Source organism: Gordonia sp. NB41Y (assembly GCF_030718915.1).
GTDB lineage: Bacteria > Actinomycetota > Actinomycetes > Mycobacteriales > Mycobacteriaceae > Gordonia > Gordonia desulfuricans.
In genome coordinates this window covers 944,637-971,573 of sequence record NZ_CP132196.1, presented here as the reverse complement: position 1 = coordinate 971,573, position 26,937 = coordinate 944,637, and the positions used below count along the sequence as shown (strand labels likewise).

The 26,937-nt window shown below is 68.0% G+C and carries 25 protein-coding genes and 1 tRNA gene; 12 read left to right on the top strand and 14 right to left on the bottom strand.

What is annotated here, in order from left to right; all coding sequences use genetic code 11:
* Window positions 1-9 precede the first annotated feature (9 nt).
* A complete protein-coding gene (locus Q9K23_RS04130; protein ID WP_053777997.1) occupies window positions 10-3,810 on the bottom strand; it encodes a multifunctional oxoglutarate decarboxylase/oxoglutarate dehydrogenase thiamine pyrophosphate-binding subunit/dihydrolipoyllysine-residue succinyltransferase subunit in 3,801 nt (1,266 codons plus the stop codon).
* Between the two features lie 74 nt (window positions 3,811-3,884).
* Here Q9K23_RS04130 and Q9K23_RS04125 point away from each other — a divergent pair, with 74 nt between their 5' ends.
* Window positions 3,885-4,022, top strand: coding sequence for a hypothetical protein (locus tag Q9K23_RS04125; RefSeq protein WP_020794214.1), 138 nt, complete (start codon window positions 3,885-3,887; stop codon window positions 4,020-4,022).
* Here the strand turns inward: Q9K23_RS04125 and Q9K23_RS04120 are convergent.
* The 3 genes from Q9K23_RS04120 to Q9K23_RS04110 form a co-directional block, all read right to left on the bottom strand.
* The gene (locus Q9K23_RS04120) at window positions 4,012-7,833 is read right to left on the bottom strand and encodes an ABC transporter ATP-binding protein (protein ID WP_305950531.1); all 3,822 of its coding nucleotides are present in this window, start codon (window positions 7,831-7,833) and stop codon (window positions 4,012-4,014) included. The two genes, Q9K23_RS04125 and Q9K23_RS04120, sit on opposite strands and share 11 nt — an antisense overlap.
* Window positions 7,834-7,919: 86 nt before the next feature.
* The gene (locus Q9K23_RS04115; RefSeq protein ID WP_053777996.1) at window positions 7,920-8,645 is read right to left on the bottom strand and encodes a hypothetical protein; all 726 of its coding nucleotides are present in this window, start codon (window positions 8,643-8,645) and stop codon (window positions 7,920-7,922) included.
* Complete coding sequence (locus tag Q9K23_RS04110) at window positions 8,642-9,697, bottom strand: glutathione S-transferase C-terminal domain-containing protein (protein WP_053777995.1); 1,056 nt, start codon at window positions 9,695-9,697, stop codon at window positions 8,642-8,644. The genes Q9K23_RS04115 and Q9K23_RS04110 overlap by 4 nt, the downstream gene beginning before the upstream one ends.
* Window positions 9,698-9,842: 145 nt before the next feature.
* Here Q9K23_RS04110 and Q9K23_RS04105 point away from each other — a divergent pair, with 145 nt between their 5' ends.
* The 11 genes from Q9K23_RS04105 (at window position 9,843) to Q9K23_RS04055 (ending at window position 18,130) form a co-directional block, all read left to right on the top strand.
* The gene (locus tag Q9K23_RS04105) at window positions 9,843-10,463 is read left to right on the top strand and encodes a PadR family transcriptional regulator (protein ID WP_238403770.1); all 621 of its coding nucleotides are present in this window, start codon (window positions 9,843-9,845) and stop codon (window positions 10,461-10,463) included.
* A complete protein-coding gene (locus Q9K23_RS04100) occupies window positions 10,460-11,968 on the top strand; it encodes an MFS transporter (protein ID WP_053777993.1) in 1,509 nt (502 codons plus the stop codon). The genes Q9K23_RS04105 and Q9K23_RS04100 overlap by 4 nt, the downstream gene beginning before the upstream one ends.
* A 151-nt stretch (window positions 11,969-12,119) precedes the next feature.
* The gene (locus Q9K23_RS04095; protein WP_059036767.1) at window positions 12,120-13,322 is read left to right on the top strand and encodes an exonuclease SbcCD subunit D; all 1,203 of its coding nucleotides are present in this window, start codon (window positions 12,120-12,122) and stop codon (window positions 13,320-13,322) included.
* Window positions 13,319-16,324 (top strand): SMC family ATPase, encoded by a 3,006-nt coding sequence (locus Q9K23_RS04090; RefSeq protein WP_059036765.1) that lies wholly within the window; start codon window positions 13,319-13,321, stop codon window positions 16,322-16,324. Before Q9K23_RS04095 ends, Q9K23_RS04090 begins: the two co-directional genes overlap by 4 nt.
* An 86-nt stretch (window positions 16,325-16,410) precedes the next feature.
* A tRNA-Arg gene (locus tag Q9K23_RS04085) sits at window positions 16,411-16,483 on the top strand.
* 164 nt (window positions 16,484-16,647) lie between these two features.
* Window positions 16,648-16,962, top strand: coding sequence for a hypothetical protein (locus Q9K23_RS04080; RefSeq protein ID WP_020791307.1), 315 nt, complete (start codon window positions 16,648-16,650; stop codon window positions 16,960-16,962).
* On the top strand, window positions 16,959-17,114 hold the full coding sequence (locus Q9K23_RS04075; protein ID WP_160319621.1) for a hypothetical protein: 156 nt from the start codon (window positions 16,959-16,961) through the stop codon (window positions 17,112-17,114). The genes Q9K23_RS04080 and Q9K23_RS04075 overlap by 4 nt, the downstream gene beginning before the upstream one ends.
* Window positions 17,111-17,287: a hypothetical protein gene (locus tag Q9K23_RS04070; protein ID WP_160319620.1), complete on the top strand. Its 177-nt coding sequence runs from the start codon at window positions 17,111-17,113 to the stop codon at window positions 17,285-17,287. The genes Q9K23_RS04075 and Q9K23_RS04070 overlap by 4 nt, the downstream gene beginning before the upstream one ends.
* On the top strand, window positions 17,284-17,439 hold the full coding sequence (locus tag Q9K23_RS04065; protein ID WP_020791313.1) for a hypothetical protein: 156 nt from the start codon (window positions 17,284-17,286) through the stop codon (window positions 17,437-17,439). Before Q9K23_RS04070 ends, Q9K23_RS04065 begins: the two co-directional genes overlap by 4 nt.
* Entirely contained in the window at window positions 17,436-17,747 is a 312-nt protein-coding gene (locus Q9K23_RS04060; protein WP_020791301.1) for a hypothetical protein, read from the top strand. Before Q9K23_RS04065 ends, Q9K23_RS04060 begins: the two co-directional genes overlap by 4 nt.
* Window positions 17,744-18,130 carry a hypothetical protein gene (locus Q9K23_RS04055; RefSeq protein ID WP_020791299.1) on the top strand — a complete coding sequence of 129 codons (387 nt, stop codon included), beginning with the start codon at window positions 17,744-17,746 and terminating at the stop codon, window positions 18,128-18,130. Before Q9K23_RS04060 ends, Q9K23_RS04055 begins: the two co-directional genes overlap by 4 nt.
* 903 nt (window positions 18,131-19,033) lie before the next feature.
* Here the strand turns inward: Q9K23_RS04055 and Q9K23_RS04050 are convergent.
* The 10 genes from Q9K23_RS04050 to Q9K23_RS04005 form a co-directional block, all read right to left on the bottom strand.
* Window positions 19,034-19,288 carry a hypothetical protein gene (locus Q9K23_RS04050; protein WP_020791306.1) on the bottom strand — a complete coding sequence of 85 codons (255 nt, stop codon included), beginning with the start codon at window positions 19,286-19,288 and terminating at the stop codon, window positions 19,034-19,036.
* A gap of 85 nt (window positions 19,289-19,373) precedes the next feature.
* Window positions 19,374-20,555 (bottom strand): phage major capsid protein, encoded by a 1,182-nt coding sequence (locus tag Q9K23_RS04045; protein WP_152972836.1) that lies wholly within the window; start codon window positions 20,553-20,555, stop codon window positions 19,374-19,376.
* A 161-nt stretch (window positions 20,556-20,716) separates the two neighbouring features.
* Window positions 20,717-21,085 (bottom strand): hypothetical protein, encoded by a 369-nt coding sequence (locus Q9K23_RS04040; RefSeq protein ID WP_020791310.1) that lies wholly within the window; start codon window positions 21,083-21,085, stop codon window positions 20,717-20,719.
* Between the two features lie 187 nt (window positions 21,086-21,272).
* The gene (locus tag Q9K23_RS04035; protein ID WP_020791304.1) at window positions 21,273-21,602 is read right to left on the bottom strand and encodes a WhiB family transcriptional regulator; all 330 of its coding nucleotides are present in this window, start codon (window positions 21,600-21,602) and stop codon (window positions 21,273-21,275) included.
* Window positions 21,599-21,907: a hypothetical protein gene (locus Q9K23_RS04030; protein ID WP_053777990.1), complete on the bottom strand. Its 309-nt coding sequence runs from the start codon at window positions 21,905-21,907 to the stop codon at window positions 21,599-21,601. The genes Q9K23_RS04035 and Q9K23_RS04030 overlap by 4 nt, the downstream gene beginning before the upstream one ends.
* Before the next feature lie 288 nt (window positions 21,908-22,195).
* The gene (locus Q9K23_RS04025; RefSeq protein ID WP_082366010.1) at window positions 22,196-23,497 is read right to left on the bottom strand and encodes a phage/plasmid primase, P4 family; all 1,302 of its coding nucleotides are present in this window, start codon (window positions 23,495-23,497) and stop codon (window positions 22,196-22,198) included.
* A 71-nt stretch (window positions 23,498-23,568) separates the two neighbouring features.
* On the bottom strand, window positions 23,569-23,847 hold the full coding sequence (locus tag Q9K23_RS04020; protein WP_020791300.1) for a hypothetical protein: 279 nt from the start codon (window positions 23,845-23,847) through the stop codon (window positions 23,569-23,571).
* A 339-nt stretch (window positions 23,848-24,186) separates the two neighbouring features.
* Entirely contained in the window at window positions 24,187-24,393 is a 207-nt protein-coding gene (locus Q9K23_RS04015) for a helix-turn-helix domain-containing protein (RefSeq protein WP_152972835.1), read from the bottom strand.
* Between the two features lie 145 nt (window positions 24,394-24,538).
* Window positions 24,539-24,865 carry a hypothetical protein gene (locus Q9K23_RS04010; RefSeq protein ID WP_053777988.1) on the bottom strand — a complete coding sequence of 109 codons (327 nt, stop codon included), beginning with the start codon at window positions 24,863-24,865 and terminating at the stop codon, window positions 24,539-24,541.
* The gene (locus Q9K23_RS04005) at window positions 24,858-25,997 is read right to left on the bottom strand and encodes a site-specific integrase (protein ID WP_020791311.1); all 1,140 of its coding nucleotides are present in this window, start codon (window positions 25,995-25,997) and stop codon (window positions 24,858-24,860) included. The genes Q9K23_RS04010 and Q9K23_RS04005 overlap by 8 nt, the downstream gene beginning before the upstream one ends.
* Window positions 25,998-26,937 lie beyond the last annotated feature (940 nt).

Genomic DNA, 26,937 nt, shown 5'->3' with positions numbered 1-26,937 from the left:
TGGAGGTGATCAGCCGTTGGTCGGCGCGAAGGCTCCGTCGAGGATCTCCTGCTGCTCGACGGCATGCACCTTGCTGGAGCCCGACGACGGTGCCGACATCGGACGACGCGACAGGCGACGCAGACCCTTGAGCAGATCCGGCAGCAGCTCGGGCAGCCACAGACCCAGGAACGGCCACGGACCCTGGTTGGCCGGCTCTTCCTGGACCCACACGAAGTCGGTGGCGTTCGGGTACTGCTCGAGGGTGGCGCGCAGACGACGGTGCGGCACCGGGTACAGCTGCTCGACGCGGACCACCGCGATGTCCTCGCGGCCCTCCTTCTCACGCCGCGCATCCAGCTCGTAGTACAGCTTGCCGCTGACCAGGAGCACACGCTTGACCTTGTCGCGGTTGCCGGTGCCCTTCTCGAAGCTCGGGTCGTCGATGACCGACCGGAACTTGTCGTCGGTGAAGTCCGACAGCGGGCTGACCGCGGCCTTGTTGCGCAGCATCGACTTCGGGGTGAAGACGATCAGCGGGCGGCTGATGCCGTCGAGCACGTGGCGACGCAGCAGATGGAAGTAGCTGGCCGGGGTGGACGGCAGGGCAACGGTCATCGAACCCTCGGCGCACAGCTGCAGGAACCGCTCGATACGGCCCGAGGTGTGGTCGGGGCCCTGGCCTTCGTGGCCGTGCGGCAGCAGCAGCACCACGTCGGAGAGCTGGCCCCACTTGGCCTCACCGGAGCTGATGAACTCGTCGATCACCGACTGTGCGCCGTTGACGAAGTCACCGAACTGGCCTTCCCAGAGCACCAGCGCGTCGGGGTTGCCCACCGAGTAGCCGTACTCGAAGCCGACCACCGCGTACTCGCTGAGCGGCGAGTCGTACACGCGGAACCGGCCCATCGACTCCTCGTCGCCGTCGATCGGCTTGAGGTGGTTGAGCGGGGTGTACTCCGACCCGTTGTCCCGGTCGATCAGGACCGAGTGACGCTGGGTGAAGGTGCCACGACGCGAGTCCTGACCGGACAGGCGCACGGTGCGGCCTTCGAGGACCAGCGAACCGAAGGCGAGCAGCTCGGCGAACGCCCAGTCGACGCCACCCTCGCGCGACATCTCCAGACGGCGCTTGAGGACCGGCTTGACGCGGGAGTGCGGGGTGAAGCCCTCCGGGGTGTTGCCGAATGCGTTGCCGATGGTCTCCAGCACGGTCTTGTCGACGGCGGTGACCAGCTTGGTCGGCAGCGCCTGGTCGGCCTCGACCGACTCGCTGGGTTCCGGATGGTACTTCTCGAGTTCCTTGACCTCGTTGAACACCCGCTCCAGCTGGCCCTGGTAGTCGCGCAGGGCGTCCTCGGCCTCCTTGGTGGAGATGTCACCACGACCGATCAGGGCCTCGGTGTAGGACTTGCGGACACCGCGCTTGGTGTCGATCACGTCGTACATCGCCGGCTGGGTCATCGACGGGTCGTCGCCCTCGTTGTGTCCGCGGCGGCGGAAGCAGACGAGGTCGATCACGACGTCCTTGCGGAAGGCCTCGCGGTAGTCGACGGCGAGCTTGGCAGCCCAGACACAGGCCTCCGGGTCGTCGCCGTTGACGTGGAAGATCGGCGCACCGATCATCTTCGCGACATCGGTGCAGTACTCGGTGGAGCGCGAGTGCTCCGGGGCGGTGGTGAAGCCGACCTGGTTGTTCACCACGATGTGCACGGTGCCGCCGGTGCGGTAGCCGGGCAGCATCGCCATGTTCAGGGTCTCGGCCACCACGCCCTGGCCGGCGAATGCGGCGTCGCCGTGCAGCATCAGCGCGAGGATCTTGAACTGATCCTCCTCGTCGAGCAGGTCCTGCTTGGCGCGGACCAGGCCCTCGAGCACCGGGTCGACGGCCTCGAGGTGGCTCGGGTTGGCGGTCAGCGACACGTTGATCTCGTTGTCGCCGAACATCTGGTAGTACTTGCCCTCGGCACCGAGGTGGTACTTCACGTCACCCGAACCGTGCGCCTGCGACGGGTTCAGGTTGCCCTCGAACTCGGTGAAGATCTTCGAGTACGGCTTGCCGACGATGTTGGCCAGCACGTTCAGACGGCCGCGGTGCGGCATGCCGATGACGACCTCGTGCAGCTTGTGCTCGGCACCCTGGTCGATCACCGCATCCATCATCGGGATGACCGACTCGGCACCCTCGAGCGAGAAACGCTTCTGGCCGACGTACTTGGTCTGCAGGAAGGTCTCGAACGCCTCGGCGGCATTCAGCTTGCTCAGGATGTACTTCTGCTCGGCCACCGGCGGCTTGACGTGCTTGATCTCGACCCGCTCCTGCAGCCACTTCTGCTGCTCGGGCTCGAGGATGTGGGTGTACTCCACACCGACATGGCGGCAGTAGGCGTCGCGCAGGATCGACAGGACGTCGCGCAGCTTCATCTTGTCCTGGCCGTGGAAGCCGCCGACGTTGAAGGTGCGGTCGAGGTCCCACAGGGTCAGACCGTAGGTGAGGACGTCGAGGTCGGGATGGCTCTTGCGCGCATCGCTGTCCATCATCAGCGGGTCGATGTCGGCCATCAGGTGACCGCGGCTGCGGTAGGCGGCGATCAGCTCGAGCACGCGGGTCGACTTGTCGACCAGCCCGGCGGGGACGTCCCGGCGCCAGCGGACCGGCTCGTAGGGGACGTGGAAGGCGGTGAAGATCTCGTCGTAGAACGCGTCGTCGAGCAGCAGGTGGTGGATCGTGCGCAGGAAGTCGCCCGACTCCGCACCCTGGATGACCCGGTGATCGTAGGTCGAGGTGAGCGTCATCAGCTTGCCCACGCCCAGCTCGGCGAGCTGCTCGTCGCTGGCGCCCTGGAACTCGGCCGGGTACTCCATCGCACCGGCGCCGATGATCGCGCCCTGGCCCTTCATCAGGCGGGGCACCGAGTGCACGGTGCCGATGGTGCCCGGGTTGGTCAGCGAGACGGTGACACCGGCGAAGTCCTCGGCGGTGAGCTTGCCGTCACGCGCACGACGCACGATGTCCTGGTAGGCGGTGTAGAACTCCGCGAAGCCCATCGACTCGCAGCCCTTGATGGCGGCGACGACGAGGGTGCGGTTGCCGTCCTTGCCGACCAGGTCGATGGCCAGACCGAGGTTGGTGTGGGCCGGGGTGACCACATTGGGCTTGCCGTCGACCTCGGCGAAGTGACGGTTCATGTTCGGGAACGACTTGATCGCCTGGACGATCGCGTACCCGAGGATGTGGGTGAAGCTGATCTTGCCGCCACGCGTGCGCGACAGGTGGTTGTTCACCACGATGCGGTTGTCGATCATCAGCTTGGCCGGGACCGCGCGCACGCTGGTCGCGGTCGGGATCTGCAGCGACAGCGCCATGTTCTTGGCGATCGCGGCGGCCGGTCCGCGGAGGACCACCTTGGTGTCCTCGGTGGCGGCGGGGGTGGCCGCGGGGGCCTTCGCCTTGGCGGTCTGTGAACGGGCGGAGCCGTCGCGGCTGGCGACGCTCTGGCCGGAGGCGGCCTTGGTGGCCGACGACTCGCGGGCCGGGGCCTTGCGGGTGGCGGTGTGCGGGGCGGGGCCCTGATCGAGGGTCACCGGGCGAGACTTCTTCGGCTCGGCAGGGGTGGACGGGGTGGTGGACGGCTGGGCGCCGTTGGTGTTCGCCGCGGGGGCGGGGGCCGCACCCGGTGCGGTGGCGCCGCTGCCGCCGGGCTTGTAGCTCTTCAGGAGGTCATGCCAACTCGGATCCACCGAGTTCGGATCCTTCAAATACTGCTGGTACATTTCCTCGACCAGCCATTCGTTTTGCCCGAAGTCGGTTTCGGATGTCGAACTGCTCACAGCGGTTTCTCGCCTCAATTCCCTCTGGTGCCGGGTCGCCAACTCACGCCCAAAGTCTCTTGTGGAGACAAGTCGTGAACCACCTGAAGATGGTACGCGTCCGGCGTCTGGTCCGTGGCGGGCAGTCCTCCCAGCCGTCCACTGCGATGGAGATCACTGCGCGCCACGCCGCCGGCGCGGGTGTCGAGGCCGCCGACCACCTCATCGGGTGACGTCCTCGGCGCACGACCGACCGCCCGTACCGGGATCGACACCTGCATCCCAGAACGCGCGGTACCTTCCACCAAACGTGATGAGCTCGTCATGTGTTCCCGACTCCACGATCCGCCCGTCGTCGACCACCATGATCCGGTCGGCGCGGGCCGCGGTGGCCAGCCGATGGGCGACGATCACCGAGGTGCGGCGGCGGGTCACCGCGGCGCCTGCGGCCAGCACGGTCGCCTCGGTCGCCTGGTCGAGTGTGGCGGTGGCCTCGTCGAGCAGCAGCAGGTCGGGTTCGACGAGTTCGGCGCGGGCCAGTGCGATCAGCTGCCGCTGCCCGGAGGACAGGCCCTGCCCGCGTTCACCGACCGGATGGCGCATACCGCCGTCGAGTCCGGCGATCATGGAGACGGCCCCGACCGACGCCGCTGCGGCCGTGATCGCGTCTCGATCGGCGTCGGGCCGGCCGTAGGCGATGTTGTCGGCGACCGTTCCGGTGAACAGATGCGGCTCCTGCGGCACCAGGCCGATGTGGCGACGATACCCCTCGAGGGTCAGGTCACGGATGTCGGTGCCGTCCATCCGCACCGACCCGGTGGTGGGGTCGTAGAAGCGGGCGAGGAGCTTCACGATGGTCGACTTGCCCGCACCGGTCCGACCGACCAGCGCCAGGGACGTGCCGGGCGCGATGTGCAGATCCACCCCGGACAGCGCGTCTCGTGCCGCGCCGGAGTAGCGGAAACCGACATTGTCGAGTTCGGCGTCGCCGAGGAACCGGGCGGCGCCGGGATCACGGGCGTCGGGGCGCTCACGCACGGTGGTCTCGGTGCGCAGCAGATCGGCGATCCGACGCAGACCGACCGCGGCCTGCTGATAGCCGTCGAACACCTGCGACAACTGCTGGACCGGCCCGAACAGCAGCGTCAGATACAGCAGGAAGGCGATCAGCGTGCCCGCCGACAACGAGCCCTGCGAGATCTGGTGGGCGCCGACGGCGATCGCGGCCGCGGCCGCGAGGTCGCTCATCAGGGTGATGAACGGGAAGTAGACCGAGATCGCGCGCTGGGAGGTCATCCGGGCGGCCACCCAGTCGCGGGTGCGTGCGGTGAACCGGTGCTGGGCGACGTCGGTGTTGTCGTAGGCCTGGGTGGTCTTGAGTCCGGCGATGTTCTCCTGGAAGTCGGCGTTGACGGTGCTGATCAGTTCCCGCGAGCGCGTGTAGGCGCGTGCGGCGATCCGCCGGAAGACCACGGTGGCGGCGATCATGATCGGGAACACCGGTAACACCAGCACCCCGAGATCGGTGCTGGTCACCAGCAGAGCTGCGGTGACGCCGACCAGGGTGAGCACCGCGACGATGGCCGTCGACAGCCCGGTCTGCAGGAATGTCGAGAGTGCGTCGACGTCGGTGGTCATGCGGGTCATGATGCGACCGGACAGCTCCCGCTCGTAGAAGTCGAGCCCGAGTCGTTGCAGATGGGCGTAGCTGCGGATCCGCAGGCCGAACAGCACCCGTTCACCGGCCCGCGTCGAGTAGAGCGTCATCAGCGCGGTGGCCACCCAGCCGACGGCGACGGTCACCAGACCGATCCCGGTGGCGACGAGCAGGGTGCGTTCGTCGGAGCGGGTGGCCGCGTCGATGACCGTACGTGCCAGCCCCGGGAACACCAGTCCGGTGAGGGTGTCCACGGTGATCGCCACGATCGCCACCGCCATCAGCAGACGCACCGGACGCAGCAGCGCCCACAGCGAGAACCGGGGGTTGTCGGCGCGCATCGCGGCGACGTCGACCTGCGGGTCCTCGTCGGCGGGGGGCAGCGCCTCGACCGCGGCGAGCAGCCGGGGGGTGGCCGGCATCGAACCGAGCGCACCCGAGACCCCGCCGCCGCGTCCGCCACGCGCACCGCCCGGCCCACCGGCGGGTGCCGGGGTGCTCGGTGAGACACGTTCGGGGGCGTCGGGCGCCTCGTCGGGCCACAGCGCGCGTTCGAGTTCGGCGGTCGGTGCCAGGATGACCGGCACCTGTGGCTGTTCCGGGCGGCTCGGTGAGAGCAATGCCCGGAACTGCGGGCAGCGCTCGTCGAGTTCGGCGACGGTACCGATGTCGACCAGCCGTCCCTCGTCGAGGACGGCGACACGGTCGGCGAGCATCAGCGTCGACCGGCGGTGCGCCAGCACCAGCATGGTCGGGCGCGCCCGGTCGGCCCCGTTCTCGCCGGTCGTCGCCGGGCCGCGGGCGCGCAGCCCGCGCAGGATGCGCCCCTCGGTGGCGGCGTCCACGGCCGACGTGGCGTCGTCGAGGACCAGCACACGCGGGCGGGCGTAGAGGGCGCGGGCCAGCGCGATCCGCTGCCGTTGCCCACCGGACAGGGTCAGGCCGCGTTCGCCGACGACGGTGTCGAAACCGTCGGGTAGCGCCTCGATGAACTCCAGGGCATCGGCGGCGTCGGCGGCTGCTCGCAATCGGGGATCGGCGACGGCGGTGCCCGGTGCGCGGGGTTCGCCGAGGGTGATGTTGATCGCGATGGTGTCGGAGTAGAGGAACGGCTCGTCGAACACCACACTCACCGCCTCACGCAGGGCGGCAGGGGAGAGTTCGGCGAGGGGATGTCTTGCCGGCGAGCCGGTTTCGTCGGATACGGGTTCGATCAGGGCGATCTGTCCGGAATCGGGGCGCCGATACCGGACCACCAGGTCGGCCAGGGTCGACTTGCCCGATCCGGGTGGTCCGACCACGGCCACGCATTCACCCGGCGCGATCTGCAGGTCGATCCCGTCGAGCACGGTGCGCCCGTCGTGGGCGAAGACGACATCGGTCAGGTCCACTCCGAGCGGCCCGTCGGGGAGGGTGCCGGTGGCGGTCTCGTCCGGGTCGGCCGGTGCGTCGATGACGTCGTAGACACGCTCGACGGCGGCCCGGGCCAGCTGGGCGCTGACCACGAGGTTGGTCAGCAGCCGGGCCAACGCGGTCATCGACGTGACATAGGTGGCGAAGGCCAGGAAGGTGCCCGCGGTGATGGTCCCGTGCAGGGTCAGGTACCCGCCGACGGCGATCACCGCCACCATCCCGAGCTGGGGGATGGCGGCCATCGTGGGGGTGAACCGGGCATTGATCTTCCCGGCGCGCAGGCGTTTGCCGAACAGGTCGCGTCCGAGCCCGACGAGCTCGTCGACCGCGCGGGACTCCTGGCCGAAGCCCTTGACCACGCGGACACCGGTGACGGTCTCCTCGACGTGCTGGGCGACGTCGGCCGCGGCCTGCTGGGCCGACCAGGTGGCGGCGAACAGCCGACGACGGTTGCGCACCACCGACAATGCGACCAGCGGCAGGATCGCCAGCGCGATCAGGGTGAGCAGCGGTGACAGGTAGGCCATGATGCCCAGGGCGATCACCACCTGCACCGCGGCACCCGCCGACAACGGGACCATCGCCAGCAGGCCCTGCACGATCTGCAGGTCCGAGATGGAGCGGGACACGATCTGACCGGTGCGGATCTGTCCCTGGCCGGCGCCGTCGAGATGCAGGATCGTGTCCAACAGTCGCAGGCGCAGCGAGTTCTGCACCTCCACCGACAACCGGCCCGCGGTGAGCCGTCGGCCGAACTGACACACGTAGCGCACCACCGCGAGCCCGATCAGCAGCGCGACGATCACCGAGATGGTCAGCCCGGTGGTCGCCACGGACGGATGGGTCGCCCGGTCGAGGGCGGCCTTGGACAGCAGGGGTGCCACCAGGTCGACGGCCACCGCGATCAGAGTGACCGTCAGGGTGATCACCACCAGCCTGCGATGGTGCAGGCAGTCTGCGGTGAGCCGGCTCAGCCAGCCGGTGGCCGGTGGTGCGGTGTCGCCGTCGGGGTCGCGGGCGACTCGGACCTCGGCGGTCCGGGTGTCCGGAAGCGACCGGGTCACTTCTTCCCGGTCGGCAGCCCCGGTTCGGTGATCACGGAGCCGTCGATCGTCCAGAACGCGGGGGCCGGGCCGAACGCCTCACGGGCATTGGCGATGACCCGCTTGCCCAACGCGCGGTTGCCGACGCCACCGATCACCGCCCCGATACCGGCCGGGAGCACGCGGCCGATCAGCAGCGGGGCGCGCTTGAACGCGTACTTCTTGGCGACCCGATTGATCAGTGTCCGGTTGAGCGAGGTGAACGAGCCGCCGGGCACCGACGCACCGCCGAGCCGGCGCAGTGCGCCACCCTGGGTGCCGACCACCCGGCCGAGCCGCGCCAGACCCTCCTCGCCGAGCGCGACGGTGAGCACCAGCGTCTTGCGCCGTTCCACCTCGTGCACACCGATGCCGTGCACCTCGGCGACGGCCAGCGCGAGCAGCGCCGACGCCTCCAGGAACAGGGCGGTCTCGCCGGTCACCGCGCCGAGGGCGGTGATGGTCCCGACGCCGGGGACGGCGGCGGTGGCGCCGACCGCACTGCCCGAGCCGGTGACCGTGGTGAGATACCGCTTCTCGAGTCGGGTGATGATCTGTGCGGGGGATTCGGCGGGGTACTTCTCGCGCAGCGAGCGCACGTACTTGGCGACGGCGGGCGCCTGCAGGCGCTGCGCCTTGTCCAGGAGGTTGCCGGTGACCACGACCGTCTTCGACGGCGGGGCGTCGGATTGCCGAGCGTTCATGCGGTGGGTACCCAGTTCTGTGCGGGCACGACTTCGGCGGGTCGTGGCGGGGGTGGGGGTGTGCCGTCGCCGAACGGCGAACCGCCGAGCTCCTCACGGTGATGCGGGGTCAGCCAGTTGCGTAGGTCCGGGCCCTGCGGGACGACGCCGGTCGGATTGATGTCGCGGTGGACGATGTAATAGTGCTGCTTGATCTGGGCGAAGTCGGTGGTGTCGCCGAAGCCCGGGGTCTGGAACAGGTCACGCGCATAGGCCCACAGCACCGGCATCTCCGACAGCTTCGTGCGGTTGCACTTGAAGTGCCCGTGGTAGACCGGGTCGAAGCGGGCCAGGGTGGTGAACAGCCGGATGTCGGCCTCGGTGATGGTGTCGCCCACCAGATAACGCCGGGTCGAGAGTCGTTCGGAGAGTTCGTCGAGTTTGGTGAACAGCCGGACGTAGGCCGAGTCGTAGGCGTCCTGGCTGCCGGCGAATCCGCAGCGGTACACCCCGTTGTTGACCTCGGTGTAGATGCCCTTGGCCACCTCGTCGATCTCGGCGCGCAGGTGCTCGGGGTAGAGCTCGGGGGCGCCGGGCCGGTGGAACTCGGTCCATTCCAGCTCGAAGTCGACGGTGATCTGCGGGAAGTCGTTGGTGACCACCTCGCCGGTGGCGACCTCGACGACCGCCGGGACGGTGATGCCCTTGGGATAGCCGGGGAACCGCTTCTCGTAGGCGTCCTTGAGGCGGGGGATGCCCAGGACCGGGTCGACGCCACCCGGGTCGAGGTCGAATGTCCACGAGTCGGCGTCGTGGGTGGGTCCGCACAAGCCCAGTGAGATGGCGTCCTCGAGGCCGAGCAGGCGGCGCACGATCAGCGTGCGGTTGGCCCAGGGGCAGGCGCGGGCGGCCACGAGACGGTAGCGGCCCGCCTCGACGGGGTAGCCGTCGCGGCCGTCGCGGGTGATCCGCGTGGTGATGTACTTCGTGTCGCGCACGAACTCCTGGCCACCGGTGACGTAGATGCCCTGGCCGGTGGGGTTCTCGTCGGGGGTGCTGGTGTCTTGGGCCATGTGTTCCACAGTAATGAAGGAATACGACACGTGGCCGGATCCGTCGGGCCACTTGGCCGGACCTCCTCGGAGCGGTATATTCCACATGGAATATTTCGTACGGGGCAGTGTGGGAGGACGCGTGAGCAAGCGACCGTTGGCACCGATGGCGATCCTGGTCCTCGGGCTCGTCGGGGAACGTCCGATGCATCCGTACGAGATGGTCCAGACCACCCTCGAACGCAAGGAGGACCGACTCGCACGGTTCCGCCCGGGGACGCTCTATCACGCCGTCGATCGCCTCGCCGCCGACGGACTGATCGAGGTCCACGAGATCCAGCGCGAGGGCAACCGGCCCGAACGCACCGTCTACACCATCACCGAGGCCGGTACCGAGGCCCTCGCCGAGGCCCTCGAACTGATCCTGGGGCGCCACCCCGTCGAGTATCCCGAGCTCTATCTCGCCCTGGCCGAGTCGCATTCGCTGCCGCGCAGTCGCGTCATCGAACTGCTCTCGGCGCGCCTGGACGCCATGCGCACCGATCTCGACGACTGCGTCGATGCGCTGGAAATCGTTCGGGCACAGGGAAAACCGGAGATGTTCTTCCTCGACGGCGGCTGTCGGGTCGCCACCCTGCGCGCACAGATCGAGTGGGTGGAGGACCTGCTCATCCGACTGCGCGAGGGCACCATCGAGTGGCTCGACGATCCCGGTTCGCCGTACTCCCACCCACATTCGTCTTCCGAGGCCGATCGGCCCGCGAACCAGAAAGCCTTGAACCCATGACCATGCCCACCTTTGCGCCGGTCACCAACCGGCCCTGGTTGTCGCTCATGGCGTTGTGCGTCGGATTCTTCATGATCCTCGTCGACGTGACCATCGTCGCCGTTGCGCAACCCCAGATCCAGGTGGCCCTGCACACCGACGTCAACGGCGTCGTCTGGGTCACCAGCGCCTACCTGCTGACCTACGCCGTCCCCCTGCTGATCACCGGTCGCCTCGGCGACAAGTTCGGACCCAAGCGCGTCTACCAGGTGGGCCTGCTGGTCTTCACCGCGGCGAGCGTCTGGTGCGGATTCTCCACGAGCATCGGCGAACTCATCGCCGCCCGCGCCTTCCAGGGTGTCGGCGCGGCCCTGATCACGCCGCAGACCATGGCACTGATCACCCGCATCTTCCCGCCGGAGAAGCGTGGCGCGGCGATGGGTGTGTGGGGCACCGTCGCCGGCGTGGCGACCCTGGTCGGCCCGCTGCTCGGTGGCATCCTCACCGACTCCCTGGGATGGGAGTGGATCTTCTTCGTGAACCTGCCGGTCGGCATCATCGGCCTGGTCCTGGCCGCCACGCTGGTTCCCGACGTCGAGACCCACGACCACAGCTTCGACTGGATCGGCGTCATCCTGTCGGCGGTCGGCCTGTTCGCCCTCGTCTTCGGCATCCAGGAAGGCGAGACCTACAACTGGTCCGGCGGGATCTGGGCGCTGATCGTCGGCGGTCTGGCCGTGATGATCCTGTTCATCTACTGGCAGTCCAGGATTCGCACCGAACCGCTGGTGCCGCTGTCGTTGTTCCGCGACCGCAACTTCACCCTGTCCAACGTGGGCATCGCCTCGATGGGCTTCGCGATCTCCGGACTGATGATCCCCACCATGTTCTTCCTGCAGCTGGTGGGCGGGATGTCGCCGACCCGCTCGGCGTTGATGATGGTCCCGCAGGCCCTGCTCACCGGCATCCTGGCGCCGATCATCGGTCGTCTGCTCGACCGCACCCACCCGAGTGCGATCATCGCCAGCTCGCTCCTGCTGCAAGGGATCTCGGTGGGGTGGCTCGGCCTCATCACCCGTCCCGAGACCCCGGTCTGGGAACTGATCATCCCGCTGTGTCTGATGGGTGTCTCGTCGGCGGGTATCTGGGCGCCGCTGGCGGCCACCGCCACCCGCAACCTACCCTGGTATCAGGCCGGCGCCGGTGCCGGTGTCTACAACACCACCCGGATGATCGGATCGGTGATCGGCGCGGCCGCGGTCGGCGCGATCATGCAGACCCGTCTGGCCGCCGAACTGCCCGGCGTGGACACCACCGAGCACTCCGACACCGTCGGCCGGCTGCCGGCGATCATCCGCGAACCGTTCGCCACCGCGCTGGGACAGTCCCTGTACCTGCCCGCGCTGGTGCTTCTCGTCGGTGCGGTCGCCACCCTGTTCCTCAAGCGGCCCCCGCATCAGGCGACGCCGTCGGGTGCGGCGGCCCGGATCGCCGAGGGCGAGGTCGAGGAGGCCGGGGCCGCCTGAACCGTGTGACCTCGCAGACCCGTGTGCCCCCGGACCGCCGTCCGGGGGCACACCGGTATCCGGGTGCTGCCGGGCCCCGATGGGCCCGAGTGGCCGACACCGCGTGGATGCCTCCGCGGAACTGTCGGGGCGAGATCGTACCGTTATGGGCATGCGCATCCTGCACACCTCCGACTGGCATCTCGGCCGTACCTTCCACGGCGTCGAGTTGCTCGCCGATCAGCGTCGCGCGCTCGGCCACCTCGCCGAGATCGTCGCCGCGGAGTCGGTGGACGTGGTGGTGGTGGCCGGTGACATCTACGACCGGTCGGTGCCGTCGGCCGACGCGGTGACCGTCTACGACGAGGGGCTGGCCGCCATCGCGGCCGCCGGGGCCACCCTCGTGGTGACCTCGGGCAACCACGATTCGCCCACCCGTCTCGGCGCGGGCTCGGCATTCGCCGCCGCCGGCGGCCTGCATCTGCGCACCACGATCGCCGGGATCGACCGGCCGGTGATGCTCGCCGACGAGTACGGCGAGGTGGCCTTCTACGGCATCCCGTACCTCGAGCCGGAGACCGCCCGACGCGAACTCGGCGTCGCCGACGCCCGCGGTCATCAGGGCGTACTCGACGCGGCGATGGCACGTATCCGCGCCGACCTCGCCGAACGTCAGGTGCGGTCGGTGGTCTCCGCACATGCCTTCGTGGTGGGTGGGGAGGCCACCGGATCGGAACGGTCGATCAGCGTCGGTGGAGTGGAAACCGTTGGTGCCGAGACCTTCTCCGGGGTCGACTACACCGCCCTGGGGCATCTGCACTCGCCGCAGCAGGTCACCGAGGCGGTCCGCTACAGCGGCTCACCGCTGCCGTACTCCTTCGGTGAGCGCTCGCACCACAAGGCGGTGTGGATCGTCGATCTCGACGCCGACGGGCTCGCGGAGGTCCGCAGGCACGACCTGCCGGAGGTGCGGGGACTGAGCGCGGTGTCGGGGACCCTCGACGACCTGCTCACCGACGCCGCATACGCAGACGCCGAGGAACACTACGTGGAGGCCACCCTCACCGATGCGGTGCGGCCGCTCGACGCGATGCGCCGGCTGCGGGAGCGCTTCCCGTATGCGGTCCACGTGCGTTGGGAGCGGCCCGAGACCACCGAACGCACCGACTACTCGTCACGGGTGCGGGGGCGGACCGATTCCGAGATCATCGCGTCCTTCATCACCGATGTGCGCGACGACCCGTCCCGCGCCGAGCGGGCACTGATCGAGCAGGCGCTGCGCGCGGTGGTCGGTGAGCCGGAGGTTGCCATCGCCGACTCCGGCGAGCAGGGTGCACTGTTCGAGCTCGAACTGCCCGCGGCGGAGTCGGCGTGAGGCTGCATCGCCTGCGGATGCAGGCGTTCGGGCCCTTTGCCGACGAGCAGGTCGTCGACTTCGACGACCTCGGCACCGACGGACTGTTCCTGCTGCACGGGCAGACCGGTGCGGGAAAGACGACGGTGCTCGACGCGGTGGCCTTCGCCCTGTTCGGGCGGGTGCCCGGAGCTCGTGACACCAACCGGCGTCTCCACTCCGATCATGCTCCGGCAGAGCAGGTCCCGGAGGTGGAGCTGGAGGCCACGATCGGTGGCCGCAGGATGCGTATCGTCCGTTCGCCCGAGTATCAGCGGCCCAAGAAGCGGGGGACCGGCACCACCAAGGTCCAGGCACACGGCACCCTCGTCTGGGTCGACGGGTCCGGTCCCGATCTGACCCGCCTGCCCGAGATCGGTGAGGCCGTCACCCGGTTGCTCGGGATGAGCGCCGACCAGTTCTTCCAGGTGGTCTTGCTGCCGCAGGGGGAGTTCGCCCGGTTCCTGCGTGCCACCTCCGACGAGCGGGAACAGTTGCTGGAGCGGCTGTTCGACACCGAACGTTTCGGTGACATCGAGGAGTGGCTGCGGGAGCGGGCACGGCGCAGTGCGGCGAAGCTCGACGAGAAGGCCGGCACGCTCGACCGTATCGCCGGTCAGATCACCGGTGTCAGCGGTGCCGAGACCCCTGCCGAGCCGGATCTCGACTGGGCGCAGCAGTGTCTGGAGGTCGCCCGCGACCAGGCCGACGCCGCTCAGAAGGCCGCCGCTGCCGCCACCGCCGACCTCGATCGCGCGCGCACCGCCCATCAGGACGGGATGCGGACGGTCGATCTGCGTCGGCGTGGCGTCGACGCCGCTGCCCGACTCACCAAGCTCGATGCCGGCAAGGACGAACTCGAGAAGGTCACCACGGCATTGGCCGCCGCTCGGCGGGCGGCGACGATCCTGCCGGTCGCCGATGACCACCTCCGTGCGCAGAAGGCCGCGACCGCAGCCCATTCCGCCTGCGCCGATGCGCTGGCCGCGCTCACCGCCCTCGACGACGGGGCTGCGGTCTGCGGCGCCCGGAGCGCCGGTGACGAGGTTTCCGACGCCGGAGATCTCGACACCGCCCTCGATACGGCGGTCAGCCGCTGGACGGGGGAGTCGGCCCGCTGGGAACCGTTGGCGCAGCGGATGTCGCGCCGTCCGGGGCAGATCGCCGAGATCGAACGTCTCGACGCCGCGATCGGGGCCGCCGGCCGTCGGCTCGACGAGCTCGATGCGGCGCTGGCCGACGCCCCGGCGCGCCGCGAGACCGCCGTCGCGGCGCTGACCGCCGCGCTCGACGCCCGCTCGGAGGTCACCAGGCTCCGTGAACAGCACGAGCGGCTCACCACCATCGGGAAGGCCGTCACCAGTCGGGATGCCCTGGTCGCAGAGATCACCGCAGCCGAGACCGCGGTCGCCGAGGCCCGTGACGCCCACGCCGCGGCACGCGATCACCGCCAGGATCTCCGCGAACGTCGGCTGACGGGGATGGCCGCCGAACTCGCCGCCGAACTGACCGACGGTCAACCGTGTGTGGTGTGCGGTTCCGTTGCCCACCCGGCGCCCGCCTCGCGCACCGACGACGCGGTGATCGCCGAATCCGCAGAGCGGGCGGCCGGGGCCGCCGAAGACCGCGCGGCCGAGCACCGGCGTCGCGCCGAGTCCGAACTCGCCGTTCTCACCGAACGGCGCACCCACGTCCTGGCGATCGCCGGTGAGGCATCCCGGGACGAGGTCGTCACCGAATTCACTAGGGTCGCCCGCGAACTGGGTGAGGCCGAACGGCTGGTCGCCCAGATCGCCCAGCGCGAGAACGCGGTGGCCGCCGTCGACACCGAGGTCGAGTCGTGGCGCACCGAACACAGCCGGGTCGCCGCGGAGCGGTCGGGCACGATGGAACGTCACACGGCCCTCCGGACGGCCGTCGACGAGCTCGACGCCGAGGTCACCGAGGCGACGGGTGGATCGATGGACATCGCGGCACGCCGCACCGAGCTCGCCGAACTGTGCACGCGCGCCAAGGCATTGCGCGAGGCACGACGCGAGGCATCGGCGTGGACGCGCCGTCGCGACGAGATCGCCGCCAACCTCGGTGACCTGTGTATCGCACAGGGATTCCCGGACGTGGGTGCTGCCCGCGCGGCATCTGCGGCACCCAAGCAGATCGTCGCGTGGGAGGACATGCTCACCCGTGCGGCCCAGATGCGCGCCGCGGCGCGCGAGACGCTCACCGATCCGGCCGTCGTCGCCGCGATGGATTCCGAACCCGTTGACGTCGAGAGTCTTTCGTCCAGGCTCGCCGACGCCCAGACGAGGCACGAGCAGGCCGCCCGGGTGCATGCGATCGCCGGGGAACGACTGCACGGACTGGAGGGTGTGGTCGCCGAGTTCTGGGCTGCACTGGACGCCATCGCACCGCTGCGCGCCAAACACGCCGAGGTGTCGGGGTTGGCCGAACTGTTCGCCGGTCGCGGCCAGAACGCGCGCAAGATGTCCTTGCATGCCTATGTACTCGCCGCACGCCTCGAAGAAGTGCTGGTGGCCGCATCGGCGCGGCTGCGTCAGATGTCGGCCGGCCGTTACGAGTTCGTCCACTCCGATGCCGTCGGACCGCGCGGCCGGCGGGGCGGACTCGGTATCGAGGTGCGCGACGAGTACACCGGTGCGGTGCGGGCCACCACCACGCTGTCGGGTGGCGAGACCTTCTATGCCTCCCTTGCGCTGGCACTCGGCCTCGCCGACGTGGTGTCGGCGGAATCCGGCGGGCGCGTACTCGACACCATCTTCATCGACGAGGGCTTCGGCACGCTCGATCCGGAGGCCCTCGACGAGGTGATGGGTGTCCTCGACGAACTGCGCTCCGGCGGACGTGTGGTCGGCGTCGTCAGCCACGTCGACGAGCTCCGCGCACGTATCCCGTCGCAGCTGCACGTGCTGCGCGGGGAGAGCGGCTCGACCATCCAGGTGGAGTCCGCGGCAGCAGTGGGGTAGCGGCTCGGCGAGAGGCCGCGAAACGCCGTGACCAGCCGACTTGGGATCGTGGCACTCCGTACGCTAATGTTGTGCTCGCCCAATGAGCCCCCGTAGCTCAGGGGATAGAGCGTCTGCCTCCGGAGCAGAAGGCCGCAGGTTCGAATCCTGCCGGGGGCACCGCAGTTTACGCAGGTCAGGCGGTATTTCCGCCCAAGCGTACCGCGCGAGTTCCATTCGGGTTCGATTCGACCCATGACGTTTCGGTCAACCGTTGAGACAAGACGGCCCCGGTCGGTGTTGGAGCACCTTCCGAGGCCTCGGCCCAACGGAAAGAGACTCCGATGAACCGTCATCGCAGCATATCCACCTACGCCCTGACCGTCATGGTCACTCTGGCGTTCTACCTCGTCCCCCTCGGAATCATGGCCGCGGCCGTGCAACTCGGTCTGCACGCCGATCCACCCACTCGCTCCCAGGCCTCGGCCACCACCAGGGGTGCCCATCCGGGGGACACCCTCGGAGCAGAGGTGCGCCTGGCGGACCCCATCCTGCTGCTCGTCGGTGACGACAACGGCGACGGCGTGATCGACGAAGACGAGTCCGGTTGGGACTGCACCACCATGGGCAACCTGATCTGCGGTCCGGTGATCGCATGACAACCCTCGAAGCCCTCGACGTCATTGTCGCTGCCCGCCAGGCAATCACGACCGCAGGCAACGACACTCGCTCACCCTCGGTCGCCGAAGTCGTTCAGGCCGCAGACCGACTCTCGATCACCCTCGGCGAGGCCCTGGGGGTGACCCGATGAGCGCCGAGCACTGGGGCCTGCACACCGGGCCAGCGACCTACGTCGGCATGAGCGGTCGACTCGACATGCCATGCCGGATCGTGCGATTCCGGCGGGATTGCGTGATGGTGCGTTTCGGTGACCAGCCCGCCGAACTCGTCCACCCTGACCACCTGCGGCAGGTGACCCGATGACCGGCCGCCACACCGTCGAGCACGACTACACGAACGCGTACCACTCCAACCTCCTCGACCGGTTCTACGACACATGGGGTCTCGGAGACGACGAGGTCTCGCGCCGGTACCGCGGCGACCGCCGACACAGCCTCGACGAGGTGAACGCATGACGGTCACCATCCGACAGACCGGCGAACCGTCAAGGTCCAAGCAAGCGGGCCCGTGCTGGATTCGGGCGTTCACCGACACCGATCCGGTCTACGCCACCACCGCCCCAAAGGAACTCACTCCCGCCGTCGGTACGACGCTCATCGTCGAGGGCAAGGTGATCCTGAAGCGAGCCACCCGAACCAGCACCGACCGCAGGCGATGGGAACTCACCGTCACCGGCCGACCCGAAGACACCGTCGCCGTGTCCCTCGGCTCACCGCAGAGCATCGACGCGCTCCTCACCGGCGTCAGCGAGGTGATCGCGTGACCGACGCAATCGTCATCCACGGGTGGTGTGCGAACTTCTGCCAGAGCGCGATATGTGGCGACCTGCCGACGAATGGCGCCGATCCTGACGAACACGGACGGTGGTGCCATTCGCGAACAATGTTCGTCGAGGGGATCGACGTCGGCGGCCACCAGCGGGTGGCGTACGTCGAGGCCGTCGCGGAGTACGTGCACGGCGTGCTCACTCCCGAGCAGAACGCGCTGCACAACCGGCTCTATAACGTCGTCGGTTTGTCCATCGTGGGCGGTCCCGATCCCGACATCGTGCTCACGGCCGGCGAGGCACGCCAGTTGGCTGCGGCGCTCAATCACTTCGCCGACGTTGTGACGGGCATCGACCGCCCAGCACCGCGATACCGCTGAACCTTCAACCGCCCTGACGGTCCACCACGGTGCTCATCACCGCGGTTGGCGGGTTCGACTCCCGCACGGGCACTGAAGACCTACCCGACCCAACCGAGGTAGGCCGTCGTCCTCGCAGAGCCCGACGCAAACCAGCCTGCTCGACTCAAACCCAGTCCCTCGCAGTCGACGAGGGCCACCGATCCCGTCGTCGCGAAACGAGACCAGGTGCCACATGGTTACCGCCTACCCGTCGGGTCAGGTGGCAATCGGACGTGGCCCAGATGCGATATGGGGTGATGGACTCGTGGGTCGACGGTGTGAGGGATCGACACCGGCACCAGTCCGCCCGTAGGGCGGCCCGCTGGCAGTGCAACCCGGCAACCACGGTCATGATGACCGTGACGACTATCCGGATGAGTCTGCGGGACCCCGCAAAGTGCCGTTTGACGACCATCACCGAACAGACGAAATAGGTCCCCGGCGCCGGGAAGCTATTCGTTGCCATCACCAAACAGACCACTTCCCGGACCCAGAAGATGGTCTGCCCGCGTCCTGGGGACGGCCCAAGACGGCCACACCGACCCTCGGACCAATCACACCGAGATCCGGCCGAATCCAGACGAATCAGGGGCCAATCCGAGCCAATCCGAGAGGTCCCACGAACGTCTGCGAGAGCGTCGCCGGGAGAGAAAAAACGCGATAGATAAATCGCGCACTCCCCCCCTGAGTGCCGCCCCCCTGTGCGCAGAGTTTCGACCCGCCCCTCCCCTGACGAGGGCATAAGCGCTGGTCAGATGGGTAGACCGGCCGCGCGGTCTTGCTGGCACTTGCGCGGCCGGTCTGTGCGGGCAGTCATATCCCCATTGCCATGCTTTGCTCTCGGCGGCTCAGGCTCGAGGGCGCGGTGCGTGGCGACCGTGGTCAGCGTCGAGGTCGTCGGCCTCGGGGTGGTGGGGTGTCGTCGGTGGTGGCTGGTGTGTCGTGGTCGTCGGTGTAGCCGGTGACGATCGCGGGTTGCACCATCAGTATTCCCCAGACACGGCGCGCGCGGAGGACACGCTGCCGTACGAGCTGGTGTACCTGCTCGACAGTGAGGTCCAGGCGTTCGGCGGCGTCGCCGACGGGTAGGAACTCGTCGTCATCGTCGGTGGCGTAGTACGGAGGTACGTAGTCCATGGGGTCTCGTAGGCCGGGGCCGCGGGGCGCGAGGGCTCGTAAGCCGGTGGCGCGCCCCGCGGCGATCCGATCAGGGTGGCGACGATCAGGCCGACAGGGTGATCTTGGCGAACGCCTGCGGGCGCAGGACTCCGATCCCGATTCGGGTCTCAGCTCGGAACTTCGCGAGGTTCTTGTCGAACAGGTCGGCGCCGGCGGTGTCGACGTCGATGCGTACACCCTCGCGGACGTAGAGCCGGATCTGGTTCCAGTCGGCGAGCAGTGCGGTACCGACGGGCACGCTGGTCGACAGCAAGCGCGGGATGGTGCCGAACACGTTGTTGCTGGGGCCGGTGCTGTCGGGCGAGTAGCCACCGGTGGCGAGGAACGCGCCGTCCTCCTCTTCACGAGCGAGGTCGATTGCCTCGGCGTCGGTCGGGTGCAGCACCCACGCCGTGGGCTTCTCGTTCTTGATCTCCATCGCGGTGCGCGCCTTGCGCAGGGTGGTGATCGGATCGGTGGCGTACGCCTGGGTGGTGATCCCGGTGGTCGCCAGGATGCCGGTGAAGGTCTCGCCGGTGCCGGCGCCCGAGATCATCTGGGACTCGATCGCACTGAGCACACCCTCCTGCAGTTCGGACCGCAGCCACCGTTCCACCTCGGCGTGGTCGTCGAGCAGACGCAGCGGCACGGCCTCGGAGAGGTGAGCCACAACGCGGGCCCGATCGGTGACGGGCTCGAAGGTGAAGGTCGAGGTGGGCTTGAGAGTACCGTCGGCCACCGGGGCGGCAAGGTTGGTGCGCACGGTCTGCCGGTAGAACTCGAAGGCGTTGCCGGTCAGGCTCTGCCGGTTCACGACGAGATCGATCAGCCGCTCGGCGTGCGGCTTGGTGACGACGTCGGTCGCGACGAGACTCGGGATGTCGACCGATCCGGACACGACGGCACGCTGCTCACCGCCCATCGAGCGCAGGGCAGTCGCGGCACGGGCAGCCCACCCGGCGCCGAGGCCGGCATGGTCTCGCACCACACGGCCCGCCTCGGTAAGACTGTCGCCTCGGCGGGCTTCGGCGGCGAGTTCCTCGATCCGCTCGTCGAGCGCGGTGATCTGATCGGACAGCGAGCGGAACTCGGTGTCCTCGGCGTCGGAGAGATCCTCGGCGCCACGGGCTTCGGCGTCGCCGACGATGTCCTTGCGGGCGGCGATCGCGTCGTCGCGACGACGGATCAGTCGAGCGAGTCGCGGGTCGCGGGCAGCGAGCCCGGCCAGCTGGTCAGCAGTGAACATGGTGGTGTCCTTCTCGGTGTGAATGCCCAACGGCGACAGCAGGTGTCGCGGGCGTAAGAATTGAGTGGAATCGACGGCGTGTCCAGTGCCAGGACTTCAACGTCTGCGAATCCCGGAGTGCCACCAGGAGTCTCGGTGCGCCCAGTGCCAGGGCCGACCACCTACTCGCTGCCATCAACGCTATCACCCGACGTCGAGATCTCTGACCAGCGAGGAAGATCGGAGGTGTCGGGTGCGGTGGTCGGCGTCGAGATCAAGCCCTGTTCCCGCCACACCTCGCGGGTGATCTCCACCTCACGATCGGCCAGTTCGGCGTCGAGCTCGGCGCGTTCGATCTCGTCGGCGGCCGCGGTGATCGTGCGGTGTTCGAGTTCATCGAGGACCGCAGAGGCCTGTGCCTGTGCCCAGGAACGGAACCCGGGGGCGGTCACCGCGGCCAACAATCCGACGAGGTGGTCTCGCAGGACTGTCAGCTCGGCGACGCTCATCGACCGCAGAGCCGCGGCAGTCGGATCGGTGGGGGTGCTCATCGGGTGGCCTTTCGGGTGGTGTGGGCGGCGCGACGGGCTCGGCGCGCCTGGTTGTCGAGTCGGGCATCGAGGCACTGCTGGCAGGTCCAGCCGTGGAACGAACCCTTGAACACGCGGCACGGACCACCGCACTGCCGGCACACGAACGGTGTGGCGTCTGAGCGGGTCCGGGGGTGCTTGGGAGGTTTCATGCTGCGGAGTCCTTTCGGGGCTTGCGAGGTCGGGAGGTCTTGCTCGGAATGCGGGCGGCGAGCACCATGTCGGTCGCCGGTTGCTCGTCGGCCCAGGAGGTGCAGCGGTCCAGAACCGGACACGCCTGGCACAGGCGGCGGGCGGTCTCGTGGCGATACTCGAGCTCGTCGAGGTCCTCGTCGAGGGCGGCGGCATCGAACAGGGCCGACCGGCCGACGCACGCGGCGCCGGCCAGATCGGTGGTCCCTCGGAGGACCTGCTCGAGCAGCGGCACCGGTCCCGGTTCCTGACGATCGTTGCGGTGCTGGCGGGTGCGGGCGCTCACAGGTTCAGCGACCGCTCGGGGGTCAGGCGCTCGCTCAGCTCTCCGATCCACTCCGGTGGCGTGGTGAGGTCACCGGACCGGCGTGACTGCTCGCGACACGTCGAGGCGGCCCACATCCACCCGCGGTGTTCGACGGCCGCGCGGGTCGCGGAGAGCCACTCGGCGTGCGCTTCGAGGATCTCCACGACCTCGGACTGGCGAGCATTCGCCTCGATCAGATGATCCGCGGAACCGTCCCAGGCGCGGCCTGTGTGGAACTCGCACATCTCCGAGAGCTGGTCGAACTGGTCGGATGTGATGGTCATCGGGTGGCCTCCTTGAGGAACCTGAAGGGGTTGCGAATGAACTGGCGTTGACGGCGGGAGGAGCGTGGCCACGAGATCGGCACACAGCTCAGGTGCTGCCCGTGGTTGATGTCCGGTTTGAAGGTCATCCGGTAGCGGCATACCCCGCAGAGAGAATCAGGGCGTTTCATGCGATACGCCCCTGACCTGGGGAAAGTACGCATAGCACCCACGAAAAGTATGAACTGATTGTGTGCGCGCGCGGGAGGTGAACCTTAAAATGCGTGCTATGCGTGCTGTTCCTGGTCATCAGACCTCCTCATCGAGGTCGGTCATGACGGCAATTCCGGTCCTCCAGCGTTTCCCGTTCGACGGGCTTCCGGCCCGGTAACCGAGACGGTCGAGTGCAACCCCGAACGCCTTCTGGGACATCGGCTCGGAGCCATCGGTGACGGCCCACTTTGTCCAGGCGTCGTGGAGTTGGGTCGTTGTCGCCTTGAGCGCCGGTGACGAGGTCACACAGACGTCGGCAACGAACCTCGCGACCGCATCGGAATCGCGCTGGTAGGCATCGGTGGCCACCTTCACCGATTCGGGCTCGTTCAGCCCCCCACCGTTGACATACGCGCGGTATCCGGCCAGTGCCCACCCGAGGACTGCATCGGCCTCGGCTGCCAGCTTCTCGTCCAACTGGGGGTCACGCTCGGCCACCGGAACGACCACGTCGAAGGGCACGACACGGATTCGACGCCAGATCGCGGGGTCGTCACCCGAGACCTTGGGCAGGAAGTTCGTGATCAGCAGCGGGGTGTGCGACGGCTCAAACTCGACGAAGTCCTGACGCATGCGGCGGGCCCGGATGGTGTCACCGCCGGTCAGACGCTTCATCGTTGCCTCGGCCAGGCGCCGGTCCTTCTCCGACTCGCTGACCGCGACGAGACGGCGCCCCATGAGATCCATTTCTCCGGTGGGATGTGCGCCCTGGCGGTGCATGAACAGGTCTGGTTCGACCGTGCTCCCGTAGTCGCCCAGCGCGTGCAGCAGCGCCTTGTACATGGTGCCCTTGCCGTTGGCGCCGGTGCCGGTGAGGATCGGCAGGACGTGCTCAACGACGCGGCCCAGCAACGCGACTCCGGCCACCCGCTGCAAGTACATCCGAACCTCGGCATCGGGCAGCACTCGCTCGATGAACCTCGGCCACGACGACGCCACAGCATCCGGGGCGTAGGCCGCCGTGGTCACCTTGGTGATGCGGTCCGCGGGGTTGTGCGACGACACTGTGAGCGTGCGCAGATCGACGGTGCCCGATGCGGTGTTGAGGAGGTACGGGTCGGCATCGAGGTCGGCAACCGAGCACGCGAATGGTGTGAGCGCGGACGCGATGTCGAGGACACCGGCGATCCCGGTCGCCGACTCGCAGCGAGTCACGTCGCGTCGTAATGTTCGGTCTTCCAACGACTCTGACAGTGCCGACTTGAGCACAGCGATGACGCAGCGTTTCGCCTCGCCGGTCTCGTCACGCTGCCACCGGGTGCCGTCCCAGTGATGCCAGCCGAGGCCGGCGACGTAGAGCAGCCGATCGGAGTACAGCTCGGCGAGTCGGTATGCCATCCGCACCTGCCCGGAGTGCTGCTCATGCTCGGCGAGAAAGCCTGCGTCGGTGCGTTCTTGGCCGTAGTCGATCACCGGCTCACCACCCGCTCGATGTAGGCGCCGGTGCGACGAGCATCGTCACGTTCACGAATCCGCCGGGCGACCCTGTCCCACTCGCGAGACTCGGAGAGAAAGACCGCGGCGTCCTTGACACCTCGGCGCCGATCGTCGAGCTCGGCGAGTTCCTGTTCGAGGCAGTGTCGGACGCCGGCCGTTAGGAGTGCGTGGAAGGCGGCTCGGTCGCATCCCTCGGGCAGTGGCAGGTTGAGCACCTGGGATCGCACCTTGAGGGCGTCGTCGTAGCTCATCGGGCATCACCTCGACCGCACACCGGGCCGACACCAGACTCGCGGGAGGCCTCTCCCCACAGGGGCCGACCACACACCTCGCAGGCCACGCACAGCAGCAACGGACGGCCGGCGAGGTCGGTGAATGCCTCGCGCGCGGCGTCGTCGTGGGCACGGTCGGGAGCGTTATACTGGACCCGATCCCGCTGCCGTCGTGTGGATTTCTTCGAGGCCCCGCCGTTGCCCGCGGCGGGGTTTCTCTTTCTCGCACTCACTCGGTGTCACCACCGATCGCGTCGTCCTGGAGATCAGCAACGCCGAGATCCGAGTGACTCGAGAGCGTCTCGTAGTCGGGGCCGGTCATGCGGCACCACCGCCGAGGCGCTCACCCAGGAGTGCACGGGACACTTCCTCGGCGTCGAGCCGGATTAGACGCGGTCCCACCCTGTGAGCTGGGATTCGGCCGGTTGTGATGTACCGGCGGACTGTCTTTGTTGAGATGCCGAACTGTGTGGCGATGTCGTCGACAGTGCTGTCGTAGCGACCGCCAGTGTGGCGGGGAGACATTCGTCCTCCAACGGGTGCCATTGAATAGGCCTCCCGTTGGGGAGACAGAACCTGTCGAAGTAAACGGCCCGACCTGACCGGATCGGACGTCGCCGATCTACTTGCTAGCCACTATAGACCATGAGTGGACCATGAGTGGACACGGTTACGCGCGCGACACGTCGATCGCGCTCCCATGAGCGGCGACGATACGGTCACGCCAGTGGTCGAGGTTGATCGGCACGTTCCGCCCGCACTCCCGACACACCAGCGTGTTCGTCACCGGCCTGCGGAACGTTACTCCTTCGGGTCCTGGCAACTCCTCGTGGAACGTCCGCTGTTCACCATTTCCCTTGTGTTGCAGGCGCATCCAATCCTCGGCGCCGCTAATCCAGGTTGCCCACCCCAGCCTGACCTTGCTGTGCGGCCGGGAGCCGCCGGTGCAGATGAAGTCGACCGTGCGGTCGGGTCGAGTCTCGCGTCGCCTACTCATCGTCGTCATCCTCCTGAGGGGTCTGTGCCAGCTTGGACAGGGCGGCGGCGACCTCGGCGTCACGTCCGCTCACGATCTGCTGATAGATCAGACTCGCCTTGACCGTCGAGTGACCGAGGCGGCCCATCGTCTCGACGAGGTTTCCCACCCGTGCCGCCTGGGTGCCGGCAAAGTGCCGGAGATCATGGGGGCGTAATCCCTTGCGCCCAATGGACTCTGCTGCCGGGTCGAAGTACTCGCGCTGAAAGGTGCGGCCGTTCATGTGCCCGCCACGGAAAGCCGGAAACAGGAGGGAATCGGGCCCGCTGTCGACGTGGGTGTCGAGGTGGCGCTGGATATCCTCGCGGATGTGTGGCGGCACGACCACTGACCGGCCCTTACCGGATTTCGTTGTGGCAACGAGGTATTCGCCTTCACGGCGGGCAACGGCACGCGTGACGTTCACGGACTCGCACCCCTTGGTGATGTCCTTTCGGCGCAGCTCGGACACCTCACCCCAGCGGACCCCGCACCACGCCGACAGCAGGATCAGGGCACGAAGTCGTTCGGGTCGGATCGCGTCTGCCAGTGATGCGACCTCGGGGACGTCGAGGATGATCGGGTCACGCTTGCGTGGCGGGTTCATCGCGTTCGGGATCGAACACGGATTGGATCTGATCAGGTCGTCGGCGACGGCGGTTGCACAGACCGCGTGAAGTAGGCCGTACGCGTGGGAGTTCCGCCGTGGGTGGTCGGTTCCGAGGCCGGCGAACCATGCGCGTACGGCCGGTGCGGACAGGTTGCGCAGCGGGACGGTACCGAGTATCGGCGTGATGTGGTTCTTGAGTACCGACGTGTAGATCGCGCGCGTCCCGGGCTTGAGCTTGCGTTCGGCGATCCACTTCTCTGCGTAGGTCGTGACCGTGACCGACTGGGCTCGGGCCTTCTCCTTCGCCAGTCGGGGAGGTTCCCACACGTCCAGCTCGATCTTGCGGCGTTCGCTGGCAAGCCACCCCTCGGCGTCGGTTCGAGTCGAGTAGGTCGTGGGTGCGGCGTGGCGTTGCAGGTCGGGTCCGGTGTACTCGGCGCGGAATCGTCCGCTGGGCAGCTTCCGTATGTAACCCCAGCCGCGTCGGCCTGGTTTGCCAGCCATGTCCGTCCCGTCGTTCGATCTGCGTGTCGATCCGGGGGTCTTTTCGTGTCCACTGGTGACCACCCGTGGCACTAGTGTACAGTTCGGTATTAGCAGGTGAGAGGCATAACACGCCTGATCATCCGCTATCAACGGCCATACTGGTCCGTCAGGTTCGAATCCTGCCGGGGGCACAGTTCGTTCTCTACAGATCCCAGGTCCTCGGACCTGGGATTTCTGTTCTCTCGACTCAGGTGCCGATTGACCGATCGAGCCGGGACGGGGTGGTGGCCACTTCTGAGGTGGGGACGCTCCTGAGTTCGGCCGTCTGAGGTTTCGACACGCCTCGTCGCTACGCTCCTCGTCGGCTCAACCATCCACTGGGCATTGATGATTGAGCCGGGACCGAGCGTAGCGAGGACCCGAGTCGAAATCTCCGCAGCATGCGCTGGGTGGTGACCACCTCTGACGCCTCAACCACCCGCTGGGCGTTGCTGATTGAACCGGGGACATCCGTGGGTGATTGAGCCGGGACCGAGCGGAGCGAGGACCCGTGTCGAAATCTCGGCAGCGCACGCTGGGAGGTGAGCACCGCCGAGGTGGTCACGTCGACGAGCCCGGCTGTCTGAGGTTTCGACACGCCTCGTCGCTACGCTCCTCGTCGGCTCAACCACCAACTGGGCATTGCTGATTGAGCCGGGACCGAGCGGAGCGAGGACCCGTGTCGAAATCTCCGCAGCACACGCTGGGAGGTGACCACATCTGAGGCGGTGACGCCGACGACGACGGCCGTCCGAGGTTTCGACACGTCTCGTCGCTTCGCTCCTCATCGGCTCAACCGTCAACTGGGCGTAGCTGATTGAGCAACACCCCCCATCGCTGATTGAGCCGGGACCGAGCGTAGCGAGGACCCGAGTCGAAATCTCCGCAGCGCACGCTGGGAGGTGAGCACCGCCGAGGT